At 62.1% G+C, this 16,311-nt stretch carries 11 protein-coding genes; all 11 read left to right on the top strand.

Annotated features, from left to right (window positions below; all coding sequences use genetic code 11):
- Positions 1 to 190 precede the first annotated feature (190 nt).
- Entirely contained in the window at positions 191 to 2,314 is a 2,124-nt protein-coding gene (locus BMZ70_RS26140) for a M3 family metallopeptidase (protein WP_229205599.1), read from the top strand.
- Between the two features lie 35 nt (positions 2,315 to 2,349).
- Entirely contained in the window at positions 2,350 to 4,476 is a 2,127-nt protein-coding gene (locus tag BMZ70_RS26145) for a M3 family metallopeptidase (RefSeq protein ID WP_092281043.1), read from the top strand.
- A 61-nt stretch (positions 4,477 to 4,537) separates the two neighbouring features.
- Positions 4,538 to 4,741, top strand: coding sequence for a VF530 family protein (locus tag BMZ70_RS26150; RefSeq protein WP_092281045.1), 204 nt, complete (start codon positions 4,538 to 4,540; stop codon positions 4,739 to 4,741).
- Between the two features lie 13 nt (positions 4,742 to 4,754).
- Complete coding sequence (locus BMZ70_RS26155) at positions 4,755 to 5,030, top strand: DUF4404 family protein (RefSeq protein WP_092281190.1); 276 nt, start codon at positions 4,755 to 4,757, stop codon at positions 5,028 to 5,030.
- Between the two features lie 294 nt (positions 5,031 to 5,324).
- Complete coding sequence (locus BMZ70_RS26160; RefSeq protein WP_217648275.1) at positions 5,325 to 7,685, top strand: YgiQ family radical SAM protein; 2,361 nt, start codon at positions 5,325 to 5,327, stop codon at positions 7,683 to 7,685.
- A 152-nt stretch (positions 7,686 to 7,837) separates the two neighbouring features.
- On the top strand, positions 7,838 to 9,289 hold the full coding sequence (locus BMZ70_RS26165; RefSeq protein WP_092281049.1) for an RCC1 domain-containing protein: 1,452 nt from the start codon (positions 7,838 to 7,840) through the stop codon (positions 9,287 to 9,289).
- A gap of 61 nt (positions 9,290 to 9,350) precedes the next feature.
- Positions 9,351 to 12,155 (top strand): EAL domain-containing protein, encoded by a 2,805-nt coding sequence (locus BMZ70_RS26170; RefSeq protein ID WP_092281051.1) that lies wholly within the window; start codon positions 9,351 to 9,353, stop codon positions 12,153 to 12,155.
- Positions 12,156 to 12,241: 86 nt separating this feature from the next.
- Positions 12,242 to 12,805 (top strand): alkyl hydroperoxide reductase subunit C, encoded by a 564-nt coding sequence (ahpC, locus tag BMZ70_RS26175; protein ID WP_092281053.1) that lies wholly within the window; start codon positions 12,242 to 12,244, stop codon positions 12,803 to 12,805.
- 105 nt (positions 12,806 to 12,910) lie between these two features.
- The gene (gene ahpF, locus BMZ70_RS26180; protein WP_092281055.1) at positions 12,911 to 14,509 is read left to right on the top strand and encodes an alkyl hydroperoxide reductase subunit F; all 1,599 of its coding nucleotides are present in this window, start codon (positions 12,911 to 12,913) and stop codon (positions 14,507 to 14,509) included.
- Between the two features lie 207 nt (positions 14,510 to 14,716).
- Positions 14,717 to 14,962, top strand: a complete 246-nt coding sequence (locus BMZ70_RS26185) for a helix-turn-helix domain-containing protein (protein WP_373922567.1) — start codon at positions 14,717 to 14,719, stop codon at positions 14,960 to 14,962.
- Entirely contained in the window at positions 14,959 to 16,308 is a 1,350-nt protein-coding gene (locus BMZ70_RS26190) for a HipA domain-containing protein (protein ID WP_092281057.1), read from the top strand. The genes BMZ70_RS26185 and BMZ70_RS26190 overlap by 4 nt, the downstream gene beginning before the upstream one ends.
- The last annotated feature ends 3 nt before the right edge of the window (positions 16,309 to 16,311 follow it).

Genomic DNA, 16,311 nt, shown 5'->3' on the forward strand with positions numbered 1-16,311 from the left:
CCGGCGGCTTCATCTTTCCACGGTGAAACTGGTTGCATCTGCCGGTTTCCGTTGTTCAAATCCCGGTTTGGCCAAGCAATGTTTGGAAAAGGCATGCGCTTTCCAATTAATTGCAGTGCAGCATGTTTTGCGGGTGACTGCCGCGTAATTCCCCTGCTATGATCGTTGGCTTCTATTGAGGAAGAAGCCCATGAACCGTCCACACATGCTTGTTGTTGCCGCCGCGCTCGGCGTCGCGTTTTCGCCAACCGTCCTGGCTGCGCCGGCCGCCGCACTGGCCGGCAACCCGCTGGCCACCGCCAGCAGCCTGCCGTTCCAGTACCCGGCCTTCGACAAGATCAAGGACGAGCACTTCATCCCGGCCTTCACGGAAGGCATGCGCATCCAGCTCAAGGAAGTGGACGCCATCGCCAATAACAAGGCCGCCCCGAGCTTCGACAACACCATCGTGGCGATGGAAAAATCGGGCGCGCTGCTGACCCGCGTGCAGACCGTGTTCTACAACCTGCAGGGCGCCAACACCAACGACAAGCTGGACGCCGTCGACAGCGAGATGTCGCCCAAGCTGGCCGCGCACAACGACGCCATCTTCCTGAATCCGAAGCTGTGGGCGCGCGTGAAGTCGCTGTACGAAAAACGCGAGTCGCTCAAGCTGGATGCGGAATCGAAGCACCTGCTGGAGCGCTACCACACCGACTTCGTGCGCGCCGGCGCCAAGCTGTCGGTGGCCGACAAGGACAAGCTGAAAGTCATCAACGGCGACATCGCCAAGCTGCAAACCGCTTTCACCCAGAACGTCCTGAAGGAAACCAACGCCTCGTCGCTGGTGGTCGACAGCCGCGCCGAACTGGCCGGCATGAGCGACGCCGCGATCGACGCCGCCGCTGCCGCCGCCAAGGCCAAGGGCCTGGACGGCAAATTCCTGGTCGCCGTGGTCAACACCAGCGGCCAGCCGCCGCTGGCCGAGCTGACCAACCGCGCTACCCGCGAAAAGCTGATGGCGCTGTCGCTGGCGCGCGGCAGCCACGGTGGTGAATTCGATAGCCGCGAGCTGGTCATCAAGATCGCCAAGGCGCGCGCCGAGAAAGCCACCCTGCTGGGCTACGCCAACTATGCCGCCTACTCGCTGGAAGACCAGACCGCGCACGACACCGCTGCGGTCAACAAGCTGCTGGGCGAACTGGCCAAGCCGGCCGTCAACAACGCGCGCAAGGAAGCGGCCGACCTGCAAGCCGTGGTGGACGCGGAAAAAGGCGGCTTCCAGATCGGCGCCGCCGACTGGGCCTACTACACCGACAAGGTGCGCGCGCAGCGCTTCGCCTTCGACGAGAACCAGCTCAAGCCGTACTTCGAACTCGATAATGTGCTGGTCAACGGCGTGTTCTACGCGGCCGGCAAGCTGTATGGCCTGAGCTTCAAGGAGCGCAAGGATCTGCCGGTGTACAACCCGGACGTGCGCGTGTTCGATGTGTTCGACGCCGACGGCAAGCAACTGGCCATCTTCATCGCCGACATGTACGCCCGCTCCAACAAGCAGGGCGGCGCATGGATGAACGAGTACATCTCGCAGTCGGCGCTGAACGGCACCCACTCGGTGGTGGCCAATCATCTCAACATTCCAAAACCGCCAGCCGGCGAGCCGACGCTGCTGACCTACGATGAAGTGAAGACCGCCTTCCACGAGTTCGGCCACGCGCTGCACGGCATGTTCTCCAACGTGAAGTACCCGCGCTTCTCCGGCACCAGCGTGCCGCGCGACTTCGTCGAGTATCCATCGCAGGTGAACGAGATGTGGGCGGTATGGCCTGAGGTGCTGACCAACTACGCCAAACACTACAAGACCGGCGCGCCAATGCCGAAGGAACTGCTGGACAAGGTGATCGCGTCGAAGAAATTCAACCAGGGCTTCATGACCACCGAATACCTGGCCGCCTCGCTGCTGGACCAGCGCTGGCACCAGCTGACGCCTGCGCAAATCCCGACCGACGTGCTGGGCTTCGAAGCGCAGTCGCTGAAAGAGATGGGCGTGGACTTCGCGCCGGTGCCGCCGCGCTACCGCACCACCTACTTCTCGCATAGCTTCTCGGGCGGCTACTCGGCCGGCTACTATGCTTACCTGTGGTCGGAAAAGCTGGATGCCGACACCGTCGAATGGTTCAAGGAAAACGGCGGCCTGCAACGCAAGAACGGCGACTGGTTCCGCGCCAAGCTGCTGTCGCGCGGCGGTACCGACGACGCCATGAATTTATTCCGCAACTTCCGTGGCCGCGATCCTGTGATCGAACCGCTGCTGGAACGTCGCGGCCTGAAATGATATAAATCATATAAACAGTTTACAAGGATAACTGAATGAACCACGCCAACATCATCATCGCTGCCAGCGTAGCAGCGGTTTTCAGCATCGCGCACGCTGAACCAGCTTCGCTGCTGCCGGCATCGAACCCGTTCGCCAAGCCGAGCACCCTGCCGTTCGGCTATCCGGCCTTCGACAAGATCAAGAACGAAGACTATGCGCCGGCGTTTGAAGAAGGCATGCGCCAGCAGGCCGCCGAAATCGACGCCATCGCCAACAACAAGAAGCCTGCCACTTTCGACAACACCATCGTGGCGATGGAAAAAGGCGGCCAGCTGCTGAACCGCGTTTCGACCGTGTTCTACAGCCTGTCCGGCGCCAACACCAACGACACCTTCAAGGCGCTGGAGCGCGAACTGTCGCCGAAACTGGCGGCGCACAACGACGCCATCCGCCTGAACGGCAAGCTGTATGCCCGCATCAAGTCGCTGTACGACAAGCGCGACAAGCTGCACCTCGACGCTGAATCCAAGTACCTGCTGGAACGCTACCACACCGACTTCGTGCGCGCCGGCGCCCAGCTGTCGGACGCCGACAAGGCCAAGCTGAAAGCCATGAACGGCGAACTGGCCAAGCTGCAAACCACCTTCGCGCAAAACGTGCTGGAAGAAGCCAACGCCTCGGCGCTGGTGGTCGACACCCGCGAAGAACTGGCCGGCATGTCGGACAAGGCGATCGACGCCGCTGCTGCCGCCGCCAAGGCCAAGGGCCAGGACGGCAAGTTCCTGATCCCGGTGGTGAACACCACCGGCCAGGCCAACCTGGCGGTGCTGACCAACCGCGCCGTGCGCGAAAAGCTGATGGCGCTGTCGCTGGCACGCGGCAGCCACGGCGGCAAGTTCGACAACACCCAGGTGGTGCTGTCGCTGGTCAAGCTGCGCGCCGAGAAGGCCGCGCTGATGGGCTATCCTAACTTCGCCGCCTACGCGCTGGCGGACCAGACCGCGCACGACACCGACTCCGTCAACAAGATCCTGGCCGAGCTGACCCGCCCTGCCGTTGCCAACGCCAGGAAGGAGGGCGCCGAGATCCAGCAAGCGATCAACAAGGAAAACGGCGGCTTTGAGCTGGCCGCGCACGACTGGGCCATGTACAGCGACAAGGTCAAGGCCGAGCGCTTCAACTTCGACTCGAACGAGCTGCGTCCGTACTTCGAACTGAATAACGTGCTGACCAACGGCGTGTTCTTCGCCGCCAACAAGGTGTACGGCCTGTCGTTCAAGGAGCGCAAGGACCTGCCGGTGTACAACCCGGACGTGCGCGTGTTCGACGTGTTCGACGCCGACGGCAAGCAGCTGGCCATCTTCATTGCCGACTTCTACGCCCGCTCCAACAAGCGCGGCGGCGCCTGGATGAATGCCTACGTGTCGCAATCGTCGCTGATGGGCACCCGTCCGGTAGTGGCCAATCACCTCAACATTCCGAAGCCGAACGACGGCGAGCCGACCCTGCTGACCTACGACGAACTGCGCACCATGTTCCACGAGTTCGGCCACGCGCTGCACGGGATGTTCTCCAACGTGAAGTACCCGCGCTTCTCCGGCACCCGCGTGCCGCGCGACTACGTCGAGTTCCCGTCGCAGGTCAACGAGATGTGGTCGGTATGGCCCGAGGTTCTTTCCAACTACGCCAAGCATTACCAGACCGGCGCGCCGATGCCGAAGGAGCTGCTGGACAAGGTGATCGCGTCGAAGAAATTCAACGAAGGCTTCCGCACCACCGAGTACCTGGCCGCCTCCATCCTGGACCAGAAATGGCACCAGCTGGGCGTCAACCAGATCCCGACCGATGTGCTGGGCTTTGAAGCTGCCGCGCTGAAGGACGCCGGCATCAACTACGCGCCGGTGCCGCCACGCTACCGCACCACCTACTTCTCGCACACCTTCGCCGGCGGCTACTCGGCCGGCTACTACGGCTATGTATGGGCCGAGAAGCTGGACGCCGACGCGGTCGAATGGTTCATCGAAAACGGCGGCATGCAGCGCAAGAACGGCGACTACTTCCGCAAGATGCTGCTGTCGAAAGGCGGCACGCTGGACGCAATGCAGATGTACCGCAACTTCCGCGGCCGCGACGCCACCATCCAGCCGCTGCTGGAACGCCGTGGTCTGACTGAGAAGTAATAAAGAAGGCCAGTCTTGATTTGTTAGAATCAAGACTGGCCTTTTGATTTTTGAGTAAGATATGAACAACCAATTGCATGGCGTGACGCTGGAAGCGATCGTAACCCGCCTGCAGGAGTACTATGGCTGGGAACAGCTGGCGCAGCGGATCAATATCAATTGTTTCAGCAAGGATCCCAGCATCAAATCCAGTCTGAAGTTCCTGCGCAAGACGCCGTGGGCCAGGGCGCAGGTGGAAGAACTTTATCTGTCGACCAAATTCTAAACAGGTGACGCACATGGACAGCAATCTGAAAACCTCGCTCAAGAGCTTGCACGCCAGCCTGGCCAACGCCGGTCCGGTCGATGAGGAGTTGCTGGAACTGCTGAAACAGCTCGATGGCGATATCAAGACCCTGCTGGAGCGCGGCCCCGATGCCGAGCCGGGCGAAACCACCACTTTCGGCCTGGCCGAGCGCTCGCAGGAATTGTCGGCCAAGTTTGCCGTCAAGCACCCGCAGCTGGAGCCGGCCCTGCGCGAGCTGGGCACGATTTTGTCGAATATGGGGATCTGACGCCCATAAAAAACCCGGGGAAGCCAGGTCCCCGGGCGGCCAGTGTTACTTAAACACCGGCGATTGCTGGCAGAAGTGTCCTGCCGCCTAACCGTTATAGCAAAGTTCCAGCCCGATTCAATGCGAGACTGACATCATTTCTTGCAAGTGATTGAATAGTAAAAGAAAATTTATTTTGCGGTGAGCGTAGCGTATGCATTTCCGGTACAATACCGCCCCATGAATCCCCCTACCAATTTATTTGCGGCCGTCCCGAAGCGGTCTGCGCGCGCTCCCGTTGCGCCTTTCCTCCCCATGTCCCGCGAGGAGATGGAGACGCTCGGCTGGGACCAGTGTGACGTCATCCTGGTGACCGGCGACGCCTATATCGACCACCCAAGCTTCGGCATGGCCCTGGTGGGCCGCCTGCTGGAAGCCAACGGCTACCGCGTCGGCATCATCGCCCAGCCGGACTGGCAGTCGGCCGACGCCTTCCGCGCGCTCGGCAAGCCGCGCCTGTACTACGGCGTCACCGCCGGCAATATGGACTCGATGGTGAACCGCTACACGGCCGACCGCAAGCCGCGCTCGGACGACGCCTACACCCCGAACGGCGAGCCGAACAAGCGCCCCGACCGCGCGGTGTCGGTGTACGCCCAGCGCTGCCGCGAAGCCTTCCCCGGCACGCCGGTGGTGATCGGCTCGATCGAAGCGTCGCTGCGCCGCATCGCCCACTACGACTACTGGTCGGACAAGGTGCGCCGCTCGGTGCTGTTCGAGTCCAAGGCCGACATGCTGATCTTCGGTAACGCCGAACGCGCGCTGGTCGACCTGACCCGCCGCATGGCCGAGGGCGAGAACATCAAGACCATCCGCGACCTGCGCGGCACCGCTTTCCTGGTGCCGGCCGGCTGGATGCCGGGCGAGGAATGGGGCGTGCACAACTCCACCCGCGTCGACACGCCGGGCAAGATCGACAAGCACGTCGATCCGTACCTGATGGTCGAGCCGAACTCGCCGACCTGCGCCACCAGCAGCGACCCGAACGCCAAGCCGGCCGAAGAAGCCAATCCGGCGATGGTCGAGCCGACCAAGGCCGCTGCCGCCGCCGGGCCGGTGTCCGCGCCCGAGCCGGCCCCGGCGCCGTCGGAGTACAAGCCGATCCGCATCATGAGCCGCGAGGAGCGCCGCGCGATGGAACTGGAAAAGCACCACAAGACCGTGGTGCGCCTGCCGTCCTACGAAACCGTGGCCAGCGACCCGGTGATGTACGCGCACGCCTCGCGCGTGTTCCACCTCGAATCGAATCCCGGCAACGCGCGCGCGCTGGTGCAGGGCCACGGCGACCGCGACGTGTGGATGAACCCGCCGCCGCTGCCGCTGGCGATGGACGAGATGGACAACGTCTACGACATGAACTACGCCCGTGGCCCGCACCCGAGCTACGGCGGCGCCAACATCCCGGCGTGGGAAATGATCCGCTTCTCGGTCAACATCATGCGCGGCTGCTTCGGCGGCTGCACCTTCTGCTCGATCACCGAGCACGAAGGCCGCATCATCCAGAGCCGTTCCGAGCCGTCGATCCTGCGCGAGATCGAGCACATCCGCGACAAGACCAAGGGCTTCACCGGCATCATTTCCGACCTCGGCGGCCCGACCGCGAATATGTACCGGCTGTCGTGCAAGGACAAGGAGATCGAGACCACCTGCCGCCGCCTGTCGTGCGTGTACCCGTCGATCTGCGTCAACCTCGGCACCAACCACAACCCGCTGATCAAGCTGTATCGCCGCGCGCGTGAAATCCCGGGCATCAAGAAGATCCTGATCCAGTCCGGCCTGCGCTACGACCTGGCGGTGCGTTCGCCGGAATACGTCAAGGAGCTGGTGACCCACCACGTCGGCGGCCTGCTGAAAATCGCGCCCGAGCACACCGAAACCAATGTGCTGAGCAAGATGATGAAGCCGGGCATCGGCGCCTACGACGAGTTCAAGGCGCTGTTCGAGAAGTATTCGCTGGAAGCGGGCAAGAAGCAGTACCTGATCCCGTACTTCATCGCCGCCCACCCGGGCGCCACCGACGAGGACATGCTGAACCTGGCGCTGTGGCTGAAGAAGAACAACTTCCGCCTCGACCAGGTGCAGACCTTCATGCCGACGCCGATGGCGATGGCCAGCGCCATGTACCACTCGCGCCGCAATCCGCTGCACAAGGTCACCGACGATTCGGAAGAAGTGTTCACGCCGCGTACCCTGAAGCAGCGCCAGGCGCACAAGGCCTTCCTGCGCTACTACGATCCGAAGAACTGGCCTATCCTGCGCGACGCCCTGCGCAATATGGGCCGGGGCGATCTGATCGGCACCGGCGAGCGCCACCTGATCCCGCCGTACACGCCGGGCGAGGAAAACTTCAAGGCCTCGCAGGGCAAGCGCGCGATGCCGATGCTGGCGCCGGGCGCCGACAAGCGTGGCGCGTCCGGCAAGGGCCTGCCGATGGCCGGCGCGCGTGGCAAGCCGAATGCACTGACCGGCTCGCTGACCGCACGGCAGACGGTGGAGACCAAGGCCAAGCCGTCCATCCTCGACACCATCAAGGTGAAGAAGGCGGCGCCGGCGCCGGCCAAGGGTGGCAATCCTGGCCGGACCGCCGCAGCCAGCGGCGGCCGCGGCCGAAAGTAAGAAAGTTTAGATCGACGTTCTCAGGGGAAATGTTGTAAATTTCCCTATCGGCGCAAATGCGTGGATAATTCAGGTCTGCTTGAGCGATGCGCTGCGGCAGCGCGCGGTTACACTAGCCGCTCAGCAGACCTCATTCTGTGAACTGGACGATCATGAAAAACTTCAAATTCTCTTCCCTGTTGCTGGTGCCGTTGTTTGCCGTGCTGGCCGCGTGCGGCGGTGGCGGCGGTGGCAGCAGCACCTCCTCGGGCACGCCGACGCTGAAAAGCATCGCCATCACCATCCCGAGCAGCACCATCCCGATCGGCTCCAGCCAGACCATGACCGCCACCGGCACCTATTCGGACGGCAGCACCAAGGCGCTCGGCTCGACCACCAACCTGGTGTGGGCCACCAAGAGCGGCGGCAGCAGCGTGGCGCAGGTGTTCAGCAGCGGCAAGGTGACCGGCATCGCGGTCGGCACCGAAACCATCAACGCCACCCAGGAAGGCGTCACCGGCTCGATCGCGCTGACCATTACCGCACCGTGGACGATGGTGTCGGCCAACGGCTACCAGACCATCGCCCGCAAGGCCGACGGCAATCTGTATTCGTGGGGCCAGAACAACTGGGGCCAGCTGGGCGACAGCAGCACCACGCCGCGCAATGCGCCGGTGCTGGTCAACGCCGGCGCCGCCACCACGGCCTGGAAAATGGTATCGATGGGCGAACAGTTCGCGGTCGGCATCCGTGCCGGCACCGCCACCACCACCTCTGCCGGCGGCACGCTGTGGGCCTGGGGCTACAACCTGAACGGCCAGCTCGGCGACGGCACCCAGACCAACCGCTCGGTGCCGGTACAGATCGGCAAGGACACCGACTGGGCCTACGTTTCGGCCGGCAAGGGCCACGTGCTGGCGATCAAGACTTCCGGCGTGCTGTATGCGTGGGGCCGTAACTCGGAAGGCCAGCTGGGCGACGGCACCACGGTCGGCAAACTGGTGCCGACCAAGATCGGCACCGCGCTGTGGCTGACCGTCAGCGCCGGCGGCACCCACTCGCTGGGCCTGCTGAAAGACGGTTCGCTGTACACCTGGGGCGGCAACTCGGACGGCCAGCTCGGCAATGCCTCGACCGGCAGCAACGTCACCGCGCCGGTCAAGATCGGCACCGCCACCTACACCGCCGTGGCGGCCGGCGCCCAGCATTCGATGGCGATCGGCGCCAACGGCACGCTGTGGGGCTGGGGCGCCAACAGCTACGGCCAGGTCGGCAACAACGCCGGCACCGGCGCCGGCATCACGGCGCCGACCCAGATCACCTCGGACAACAACTGGGCGGTGATCGCCGCCGGCAGCCTGCACACGATGGGCGTGCGCACCGACGGCACGCTGTGGGGCTGGGGCTCCAACGCCGAAGGCCAGCTGGGCGACGGCAACGGCGATGCGCTGGCGCCGGTGCAGATCGGCACCGCCACCAACTGGGTCACGGTCACGGCCGGCATCGGCCACAGTTTCGCGCTGAAGACCGACAACACCCTGTGGGGTTGGGGCCGCAACCAGGAAGGCCAGCTGGGCAACGGCAAGAATACGCTGTCGACCACCCCGGTCAACGTACCCAATTAAGATCGCCCATTAGTTTTTTTTCCGCCACAACGGACAGGATGGCTTAGGCTACACTAGCGCCATGCCTGTCCGACTCCCCGTCCTCGCCAAGCTGTGCGCCGCCGCTGCCCTGTTGCTGGTTGCGGTGCCCGGCATGGCGCTGGAAAAAGTCACCCTCCAGCTCAAGCACGCCCACCAGTTCCAGTTCGCCGGCTACTATGCCGCGCTGGAGCTCGGCTACTACAAGGACGCCGGGCTGGACGTGCGCATCCTCGAAGGCCAGGACGGCAATGCGCCCGAGCGCGACATCCTGGCCGGGCGCGCCCAGTACGGCACCGGCGCCAGCAACCTGCTGCTGGCGCGGCTGGCTGGCAAGCCGGTGGTGGTGCTGGCGGTGGTCTTCCAGCATTCGCCGTATGCGCTGGCGATGCGCCAGACCGGCGGCGACCCCGACCTGCGGCGCCTGATCGGCAAGCGCGCCATGATCGGCTCGCTCACCGATGAATTGAGCAATGCCGACGAGTTGCTGGCCTACCTGACCAAGGAAGGGGTGCCGCCGGCCAGCTTCACGCGCGTGGCCCACAGCTTCAATCCGGAGGACCTGATCAGCGGCAAGGTGGACGCGATGGCGATCTACACCACCAACGAGCCCGATACCTTCGACCGGCTTGGCTTCCCTTACGATATCTACAGCCCGCGCGCGGTCGGCATCGATTTTTACGGCGACAACCTGTTCACCAGCGAGCAGGAGATCGCCAACCACCCGGCGCGGGTGCGCGCCTTCCGCGCCGCCAGCCTGCGCGGCTGGCAGTGGGCCATGAGCCACCACGAGGAGGCGGCCGACCTCATCCTCAACAAGTACTCGCGCCGCGCCGACCGCCAGCATTTGCTGTACGAGGCGCGCCAGATGGTGCCGCTGGTGCAGCCGGTGCTGGTGGAAATCGGCTACATGAACCCGGATCGCTGGCAGCACATCGCCGACGTCTACAGCAGCCTCGGCATGCTGCCCAAGAATGCCGGCTTCGAGGGCTTTATGTACCGGGTCGACACCGGCCGCGCCAACCTGACCTGGCTGTACCGCGTGCTGGGCGTGGCGGCGCTGCTGCTGGTGTTGGGCGCGGCGATTCACTTCAGCCTGCTGGCGCGCGAGCGCAAGCGGGCGCTGGAAACCATCCGCAAGGGCGAGCAGCGCTTCCGCACCATGTTCGAGGCCTCGCCGCTGGGCATCGCGCTGATCGATTCGATCAGCTACGAGTACCGCGACATCAATGCGCGCTATCAGGAAATCCTCGGCCGCAGCCAGCACGAGTTGCGCGGACTGCGCTGGCTGGACGTCGGCCATCCGGACGACATCGTGCACATCAAGGCGCAGATGGCCTTGCTGAGCACGCAGCAGATCAGCAACTTCAAGGCGCTCAGCCGCCTGTTCCGGCCGGACGGCAGCGTGGCGTGGATCGATGTCTCGGTCAACGCCATCGATACCGAGGCCGGCAGCCACCCGCACCACCTGTGCATGATCGAGGATGTGACCGCCAAGAAGCAGAGCGAGCAGCTGATCTGGCAGCAGGCCAATTTCGACGCCCTGACCCATCTGCCCAACCGGCGCATGTTCATGGACCGGCTCGGCCACGAAATCCTGAAGAGCCAGCGCGACAAAACGCGCATCGCCGTGCTGTTCATCGACCTCGACCACTTCAAGGAAGTCAACGACACGCTGGGCCACCAGCAGGGCGACGTGCTGCTGGTGGACGCGGCGCGCCGCATCAGCGCCTGCGTGCGCAAGTCGGACACGGTGGCGCGGCTGGGCGGCGACGAGTTCACCGTCATCCTGTGCGAGCTGGAGCAGGCCGAGGATGTGGAACGCATCGCCCAGGACATCCTGCGCCGGCTGCTGCAGCCGTTCGAACTGGGGGCGGAGCAGGCGTTTGTCTCGGCCAGCATCGGCATCACCCTGTACCCGGACGATGCGATCGATATCGACAGCCTGCTCAAGCACGCCGACCAGGCCATGTACGCGGCCAAGGGCGCGGGGCGCAACCGCTACAGCTATTTCACGCCGACCCTGCAGGTGGCGGCGCTGAGCCGCATGCGCCTGACCAACGACTTGCGCGGCGCGCTCAAGGGCAACCAGTTCGAGCTGTACTTCCAGCCCATCGTGCACCTTGAGAGCGGCGCCATCCACAAGGCCGAGGCCCTGATCCGCTGGAACCATCCGCAGCGCGGCGTGGTCAGTCCGCTGGAATTCATCCCGCTGGCCGAGTCGAGCGGGCTGATCGTCGAGATCGGCGAATGGGTGTTCCGCGAAGCGGCGCGCTGGGTGCAGCAGTGGCGGCAGTGCTGCCATCCGGATTTCCAGGTCAGCCTGAACCAGTCGCCGCTGGAATTCCAGCGCGAGGGCAGCTCCGACGATAGCTGGCTGCAGCACTTGCAGGCGCTGGAATTGCCGGGCCAGTCGCTGGTGGTGGAAATCACCGAAGGCTTGCTGCTGGACGCCAGCAACGCGGTCAGCAACCGCCTGCTGCAGCTGCGCGACGCCGGCATCCAGGTGGCGCTGGATGATTTTGGCACCGGCTACTCCTCGTTGTCCTACCTGAAAAAGTTCGACATCGATTATTTGAAAATCGACCGCTCCTTCACCCGCAACCTGGCGCCCGATTCCAGCGACATGGCCTTGTCGGAGGCCATCATCGTGATGGCGCACAAGCTGGAGCTGAAGGTCATCGCCGAGGGCGTGGAAACGCCGGAACAGCGCGCGCTGCTGGCCGCCGCCGGCTGCGACTACGGCCAGGGCTACCTGTTCGCCAAACCCATGCCGGCCGCCCAGTTCGACGCCTTCCTGCGGGATAATGCTATGCCGTCTGCAGAGTCGATAGTCAAATCCAATTGAAACTATTGGAACAATCAATTTTGCAAATAGGGTAAAAGCCCTTAAACTGGCGTCTCAATGATTCACAACCCAACGAGGAAACCACAATGTCCCTGATCAATACCCAAATCAAACCATTCAAGGCCACCGCTTATCACGCAGGTAAATTCATCGACGTGAGCAACGAAACCCTGAAAGGCAAGTGGTCCGTTCTGATGTTCTACCCAGCCGACTTCACCTTCGTGTGCCCAACCGAACTGGAAGACCTGGCCGAGCAACAACCTGAATTCGCCAAACTGGGCGTGGAAGTGTACGGCGTGTCGACCGACACCCACTTCGCGCACAAAGCATGGCACGACACCTCGGACGCGATCAAGAAAGTGAACTACCCACTGATCGGCGACCCAACCGGCACCCTGTCGCGTAACTTCGAAGTGATGATCGAAGAAGAAGGCCTGGCGCTGCGCGGCACCTTCGTCATCAATCCAGAAGGCTTCATCAAAGTGCTGGAAGTGCACGACAACGGCATCGGCCGCGACGCTTCGGAACTGCTGCGCAAAGTCAAAGCAGCTAAATACGTTGCCGAGCACCCAGGCCAAGTGTGCCCAGCGAAATGGACCGAGGGTGCAGCTACCCTGACCCCATCGCTGGACCTGGTTGGCAAGATCTAAGTTTCAGGTCTTGAGCAACAAAGCAGCAAACAAGTAGTTACCGCGATGCCGGACCGGGCGTCCGGCCCGGCATACGCCTAAATATTTGTGAAAAGGAAGAAAATCATGTTAGACGCTACCCTCAAAACCCAGCTGAAAGCCTACCTGGAAAAAGTGGTGCACCCACTGGAGCTGGTCGCCTCTCTTGATGACAGCGCCAAAGCCCGCGAGATGAAAGAACTGCTCCTCGAAATTGCCGAGTTGAGCGACAAGATCTCGCTGGTGGAGCGCACCGAAGCTGGCGTGCGTACCCCGTCGTTCAGCATCAACCGTGCAGGCTCCGATATCGGCGTGCGTTTCGCCGCCATCCCGATGGGCCACGAATTCACCTCGCTGGTGCTGGCGCTGCTGCAAGTGGGCGGCCACACCATCAAATTTGACGAAGCCGTCATCGAACAAATCCGCAATCTCGAAGGCGATTTCGAGTTCGAAACCTTCATGTCGCTGACCTGCCACAATTGCCCGGACGTGGTGCAGGCGCTGAACGCCATGTCGGTGATCAACCCACGCATCAAAGTGACCACCATTGATGGCGGCCTGTTCGCCAAGGAAGTCGAAGAGCGCCAGATCATGGCTGTGCCGATGATGTTCCTGAACGGCCAGCACTTCGGCCAGGGCCGCACCTCGGTCGAGGAAATCCTCGCCAAGCTGGACACCAATGCCAGCGTGCGTGCTGCTGCTGAGCTGAGCAAGAAAGACGTGTTCGATGTGCTGGTGGTCGGCGGTGGTCCTGCCGGCGCGGCAGCGGCCATCTACGCCGCCCGCAAAGGCATTCGCACCGGCGTGCTGGCCGACCGCTTCGGCGGCCAGGTGCTGGATACGCTGGCGATCGAGAACTTCATTTCGGTGAAAGAGACCGAAGGCCCGAAATTCGCCATCGCCCTGGAGCAGCACGTCAAGGAATACGACGTCGACATCATGAACACCCAGCGCGCCAACAAGCTGGTGCAGGTTGGCAAGCAGATTGAAGTGCAGACCGCCTCCGGCGCGGTGCTGAAAGCCAAGTCGGTGATCCTGGCGACCGGCGCCCGCTGGCGCGAAATCAACGTGCCGGGCGAGCAGGAATACCGCAACCACGGCGTGGCTTACTGCCCGCACTGCGATGGTCCGCTGTTCAAGGGCAAGCGCGTATCGGTAATTGGCGGCGGCAACTCCGGCGTGGAAGCGGCAATCGACCTGGCCGGCCTGGTGCAGCACGTGACGCTGATTGAATTCGGCGCCGAACTGCGCGCTGACGCGGTCCTGCAGCGCAAGCTGCGCAGCCTGGCCAACGTGACCGTGATTACTTCGGCGCAAACCACCGAGATCCACGGCGACGGCAAGAAAGTAAATGCGCTGAGCTACACCGACCGCAACACCAACGTCTCGCACAAGGTGGAGCTGGAAGGCGTGTTCGTGCAGATCGGCCTGGTGCCGAACACCGAATGGCTGAAAGGCACGGTAGCCCTGTCGCGCCACGGCGAGATTGAAGTTGATGCACGCGGCCAGACCTCATTGCCGGGCGTGTTTGCCGCCGGCGACGTCACCACGGTGCCGTACAAGCAAATCATCATCGCCACCGGCGAAGGCGCGAAAGCGGCGCTGTCCGCCTTCGACCACCTGATCCGTTCGGATGACACCGAAGTGGTGGAGGAAGCCGCCGTTAAGCAAGCGCTGACTGCGTAAGCGACCCAGCCTCCCGCCCAAGCCCAAAAGTTGGCAACAACTTTTGGGCTTTTTTATTTCGGAATTACGGAAATAATTGAGTATCTGTTGCGCTCAATGGAAAATATCGGAAAATCAGAAATTAGTCATATATACTGATTGAAGGATAAAAATTTCCGAAAGTCCGAAATGATTGAGTTGACCAACGCCATGCTCCCTGTGATTCAAATGGTGAGGGATACCGCTGATATTGGGCGGCAGGTACGCGCCCATCGCAAAAAGCAAGGGTTAAGGATCGATGATGCTGCGGCGTTAAATGGCGTCTCTGTCGACCTACTGTCGCGTCTTGAGAATGGTGCTGGCGGTGTGCGCACCGATAAGTTGCTTGCGGTGTTAGATGGATTGGGACTGGCGCTGATCATTGCGCCTAAAGATCATGACTTCCTCAAAAATCTCCCTCGAGACAATGTATGACTCAGTCCGCTTACTTGCTGAGCCTGTGGATGGGCAAGCGTCTGATTGCAGACATTGAATATTTGCCTGCAGAGGAAAAATGGTCGCTGCGCTACACCGATGATTGGCGATCGGACCCGGACGCTTTTCCGCTATCGCCAGCGATGTCTATGGACAAGGACATACCTTCCACTACGGTACGGCGCTTTCTTGAGAATTTACTGCCAGAAGGCCAGGCGCTGGATATCGTCGCATCGAGCCAGGGCGTCGCAAAGAGTAATGTTTTTGGCTTGATCCGCGCTTTGGGAGCGGAAACCACGGGTGCCTGCCGCTTCTTGCCACAAGGGGCAGATGGCACCGCCGAACAGGCAGTGAATGATCGGCGACAGATTTCAATTGAGGAACTGGATCAGCGCATATCCGAGCGCGACAAACGTCCTTTGATTGAATGGGACGGCAAAATGCGCATGTCGGTGGCAGGCTATCAAGACAAGCTGCTGGTGTATTTCGACGGTAAGCCCGAAGACGGTGCGCGGATGTATCTTCCGGATTTCCCGCTCGCCTCAACGCACATACTGAAACCACAGCCTACCGAGGTGCGCTTGCCTTTCATGGTGGCCAACGAACATTTCTGCATGACCCTTGCCAGGGAGATGGGGCTGCCGGCCGCGCAAGTGGCAATTCTTCGCACGCCACGACCTGTGCTGGTGATCACCCGATTTGACAGGGCCATTGTGCCGGGGGCAGAAATCCCGGTGGTGCGCAAACATATCATTGATGCTTGCCAGGCAGCCGATATGCCCGTGAATTTTAAATACGAGCGCAATGTCGGGAATAAGGGAGATGCGGCGCTCTATCGGGAAGGCGTTGGTTTTCCCGTGCTGTTTGGCCTGTTGGAATTCGGCTATCGTAAAGCAGTCGATAAGTTGGCGATGCTGCGCTGGGCCTTGTTCCAGCTGGTGATCGGCAATAGCGATGCACATGGAAAGAACTTTTCGTTTTTCGTGCATCGCGCCGGCTTGCAAGCGGCGCCTTGGTATGACCTGGTGAGCGTGGTGCCATACCCGCAGTTTTCGCATGAGCTGGCAATGGCATTTGGCGACCAGTTCCATTTGGACCAGGTCAGGGCGTTCGACTTGGCGGACTTTGCCCAGTCGTGTGCGATTGATCGCCAATTGCTGCTGCGCGAATGCAGGCGCTTGCGCGATGGTGTACGAAAGCATGCGTTGGCATTGGCGACAGTCGATCTCTACCAGGATGGCGAACGCGAATTGACACGTGCGATTGCGGAATTCGCTCTCGCGCAGTCGGAGCGTTTATGCGACAGCGCGCAGGACGCCATCGGCATTGCTGACGATATGCTGTAAATC

This window comes from Duganella sp. CF402 (assembly GCF_900109645.1).
Lineage (GTDB): Bacteria > Pseudomonadota > Gammaproteobacteria > Burkholderiales > Burkholderiaceae_D > Rugamonas.

What these genes read in the sequence shown, in the direction of transcription:
- ahpF (WP_092281055.1), top strand. Translation starts at nt 12,911, where the DNA reads ATGTTAGACGCTACCCTCAAAACCCAGCTGAAAGCCTACCTGGAAAAA.
- BMZ70_RS26145 (WP_092281043.1), top strand. Translation starts at nt 2,350, where the DNA reads ATGAACCACGCCAACATCATCATCGCTGCCAGCGTAGCAGCGGTTTTC.
- ahpC (WP_092281053.1), top strand. Translation starts at nt 12,242, where the DNA reads ATGTCCCTGATCAATACCCAAATCAAACCATTCAAGGCCACCGCTTAT.
- BMZ70_RS26165 (WP_092281049.1), top strand. Translation starts at nt 7,838, where the DNA reads ATGAAAAACTTCAAATTCTCTTCCCTGTTGCTGGTGCCGTTGTTTGCC.
- BMZ70_RS26185 (WP_373922567.1), top strand. Translation starts at nt 14,717, where the DNA reads ATGGTGAGGGATACCGCTGATATTGGGCGGCAGGTACGCGCCCATCGC.
- BMZ70_RS26150 (WP_092281045.1), top strand. Translation starts at nt 4,538, where the DNA reads ATGAACAACCAATTGCATGGCGTGACGCTGGAAGCGATCGTAACCCGC.
- BMZ70_RS26160 (WP_217648275.1), top strand. Translation starts at nt 5,325, where the DNA reads ATGTCCCGCGAGGAGATGGAGACGCTCGGCTGGGACCAGTGTGACGTC.
- BMZ70_RS26170 (WP_092281051.1), top strand. Translation starts at nt 9,351, where the DNA reads ATGCCTGTCCGACTCCCCGTCCTCGCCAAGCTGTGCGCCGCCGCTGCC.
- BMZ70_RS26140 (WP_229205599.1), top strand. Translation starts at nt 191, where the DNA reads ATGAACCGTCCACACATGCTTGTTGTTGCCGCCGCGCTCGGCGTCGCG.
- BMZ70_RS26190 (WP_092281057.1), top strand. Translation starts at nt 14,959, where the DNA reads ATGACTCAGTCCGCTTACTTGCTGAGCCTGTGGATGGGCAAGCGTCTG.
- BMZ70_RS26155 (WP_092281190.1), top strand. Translation starts at nt 4,755, where the DNA reads ATGGACAGCAATCTGAAAACCTCGCTCAAGAGCTTGCACGCCAGCCTG.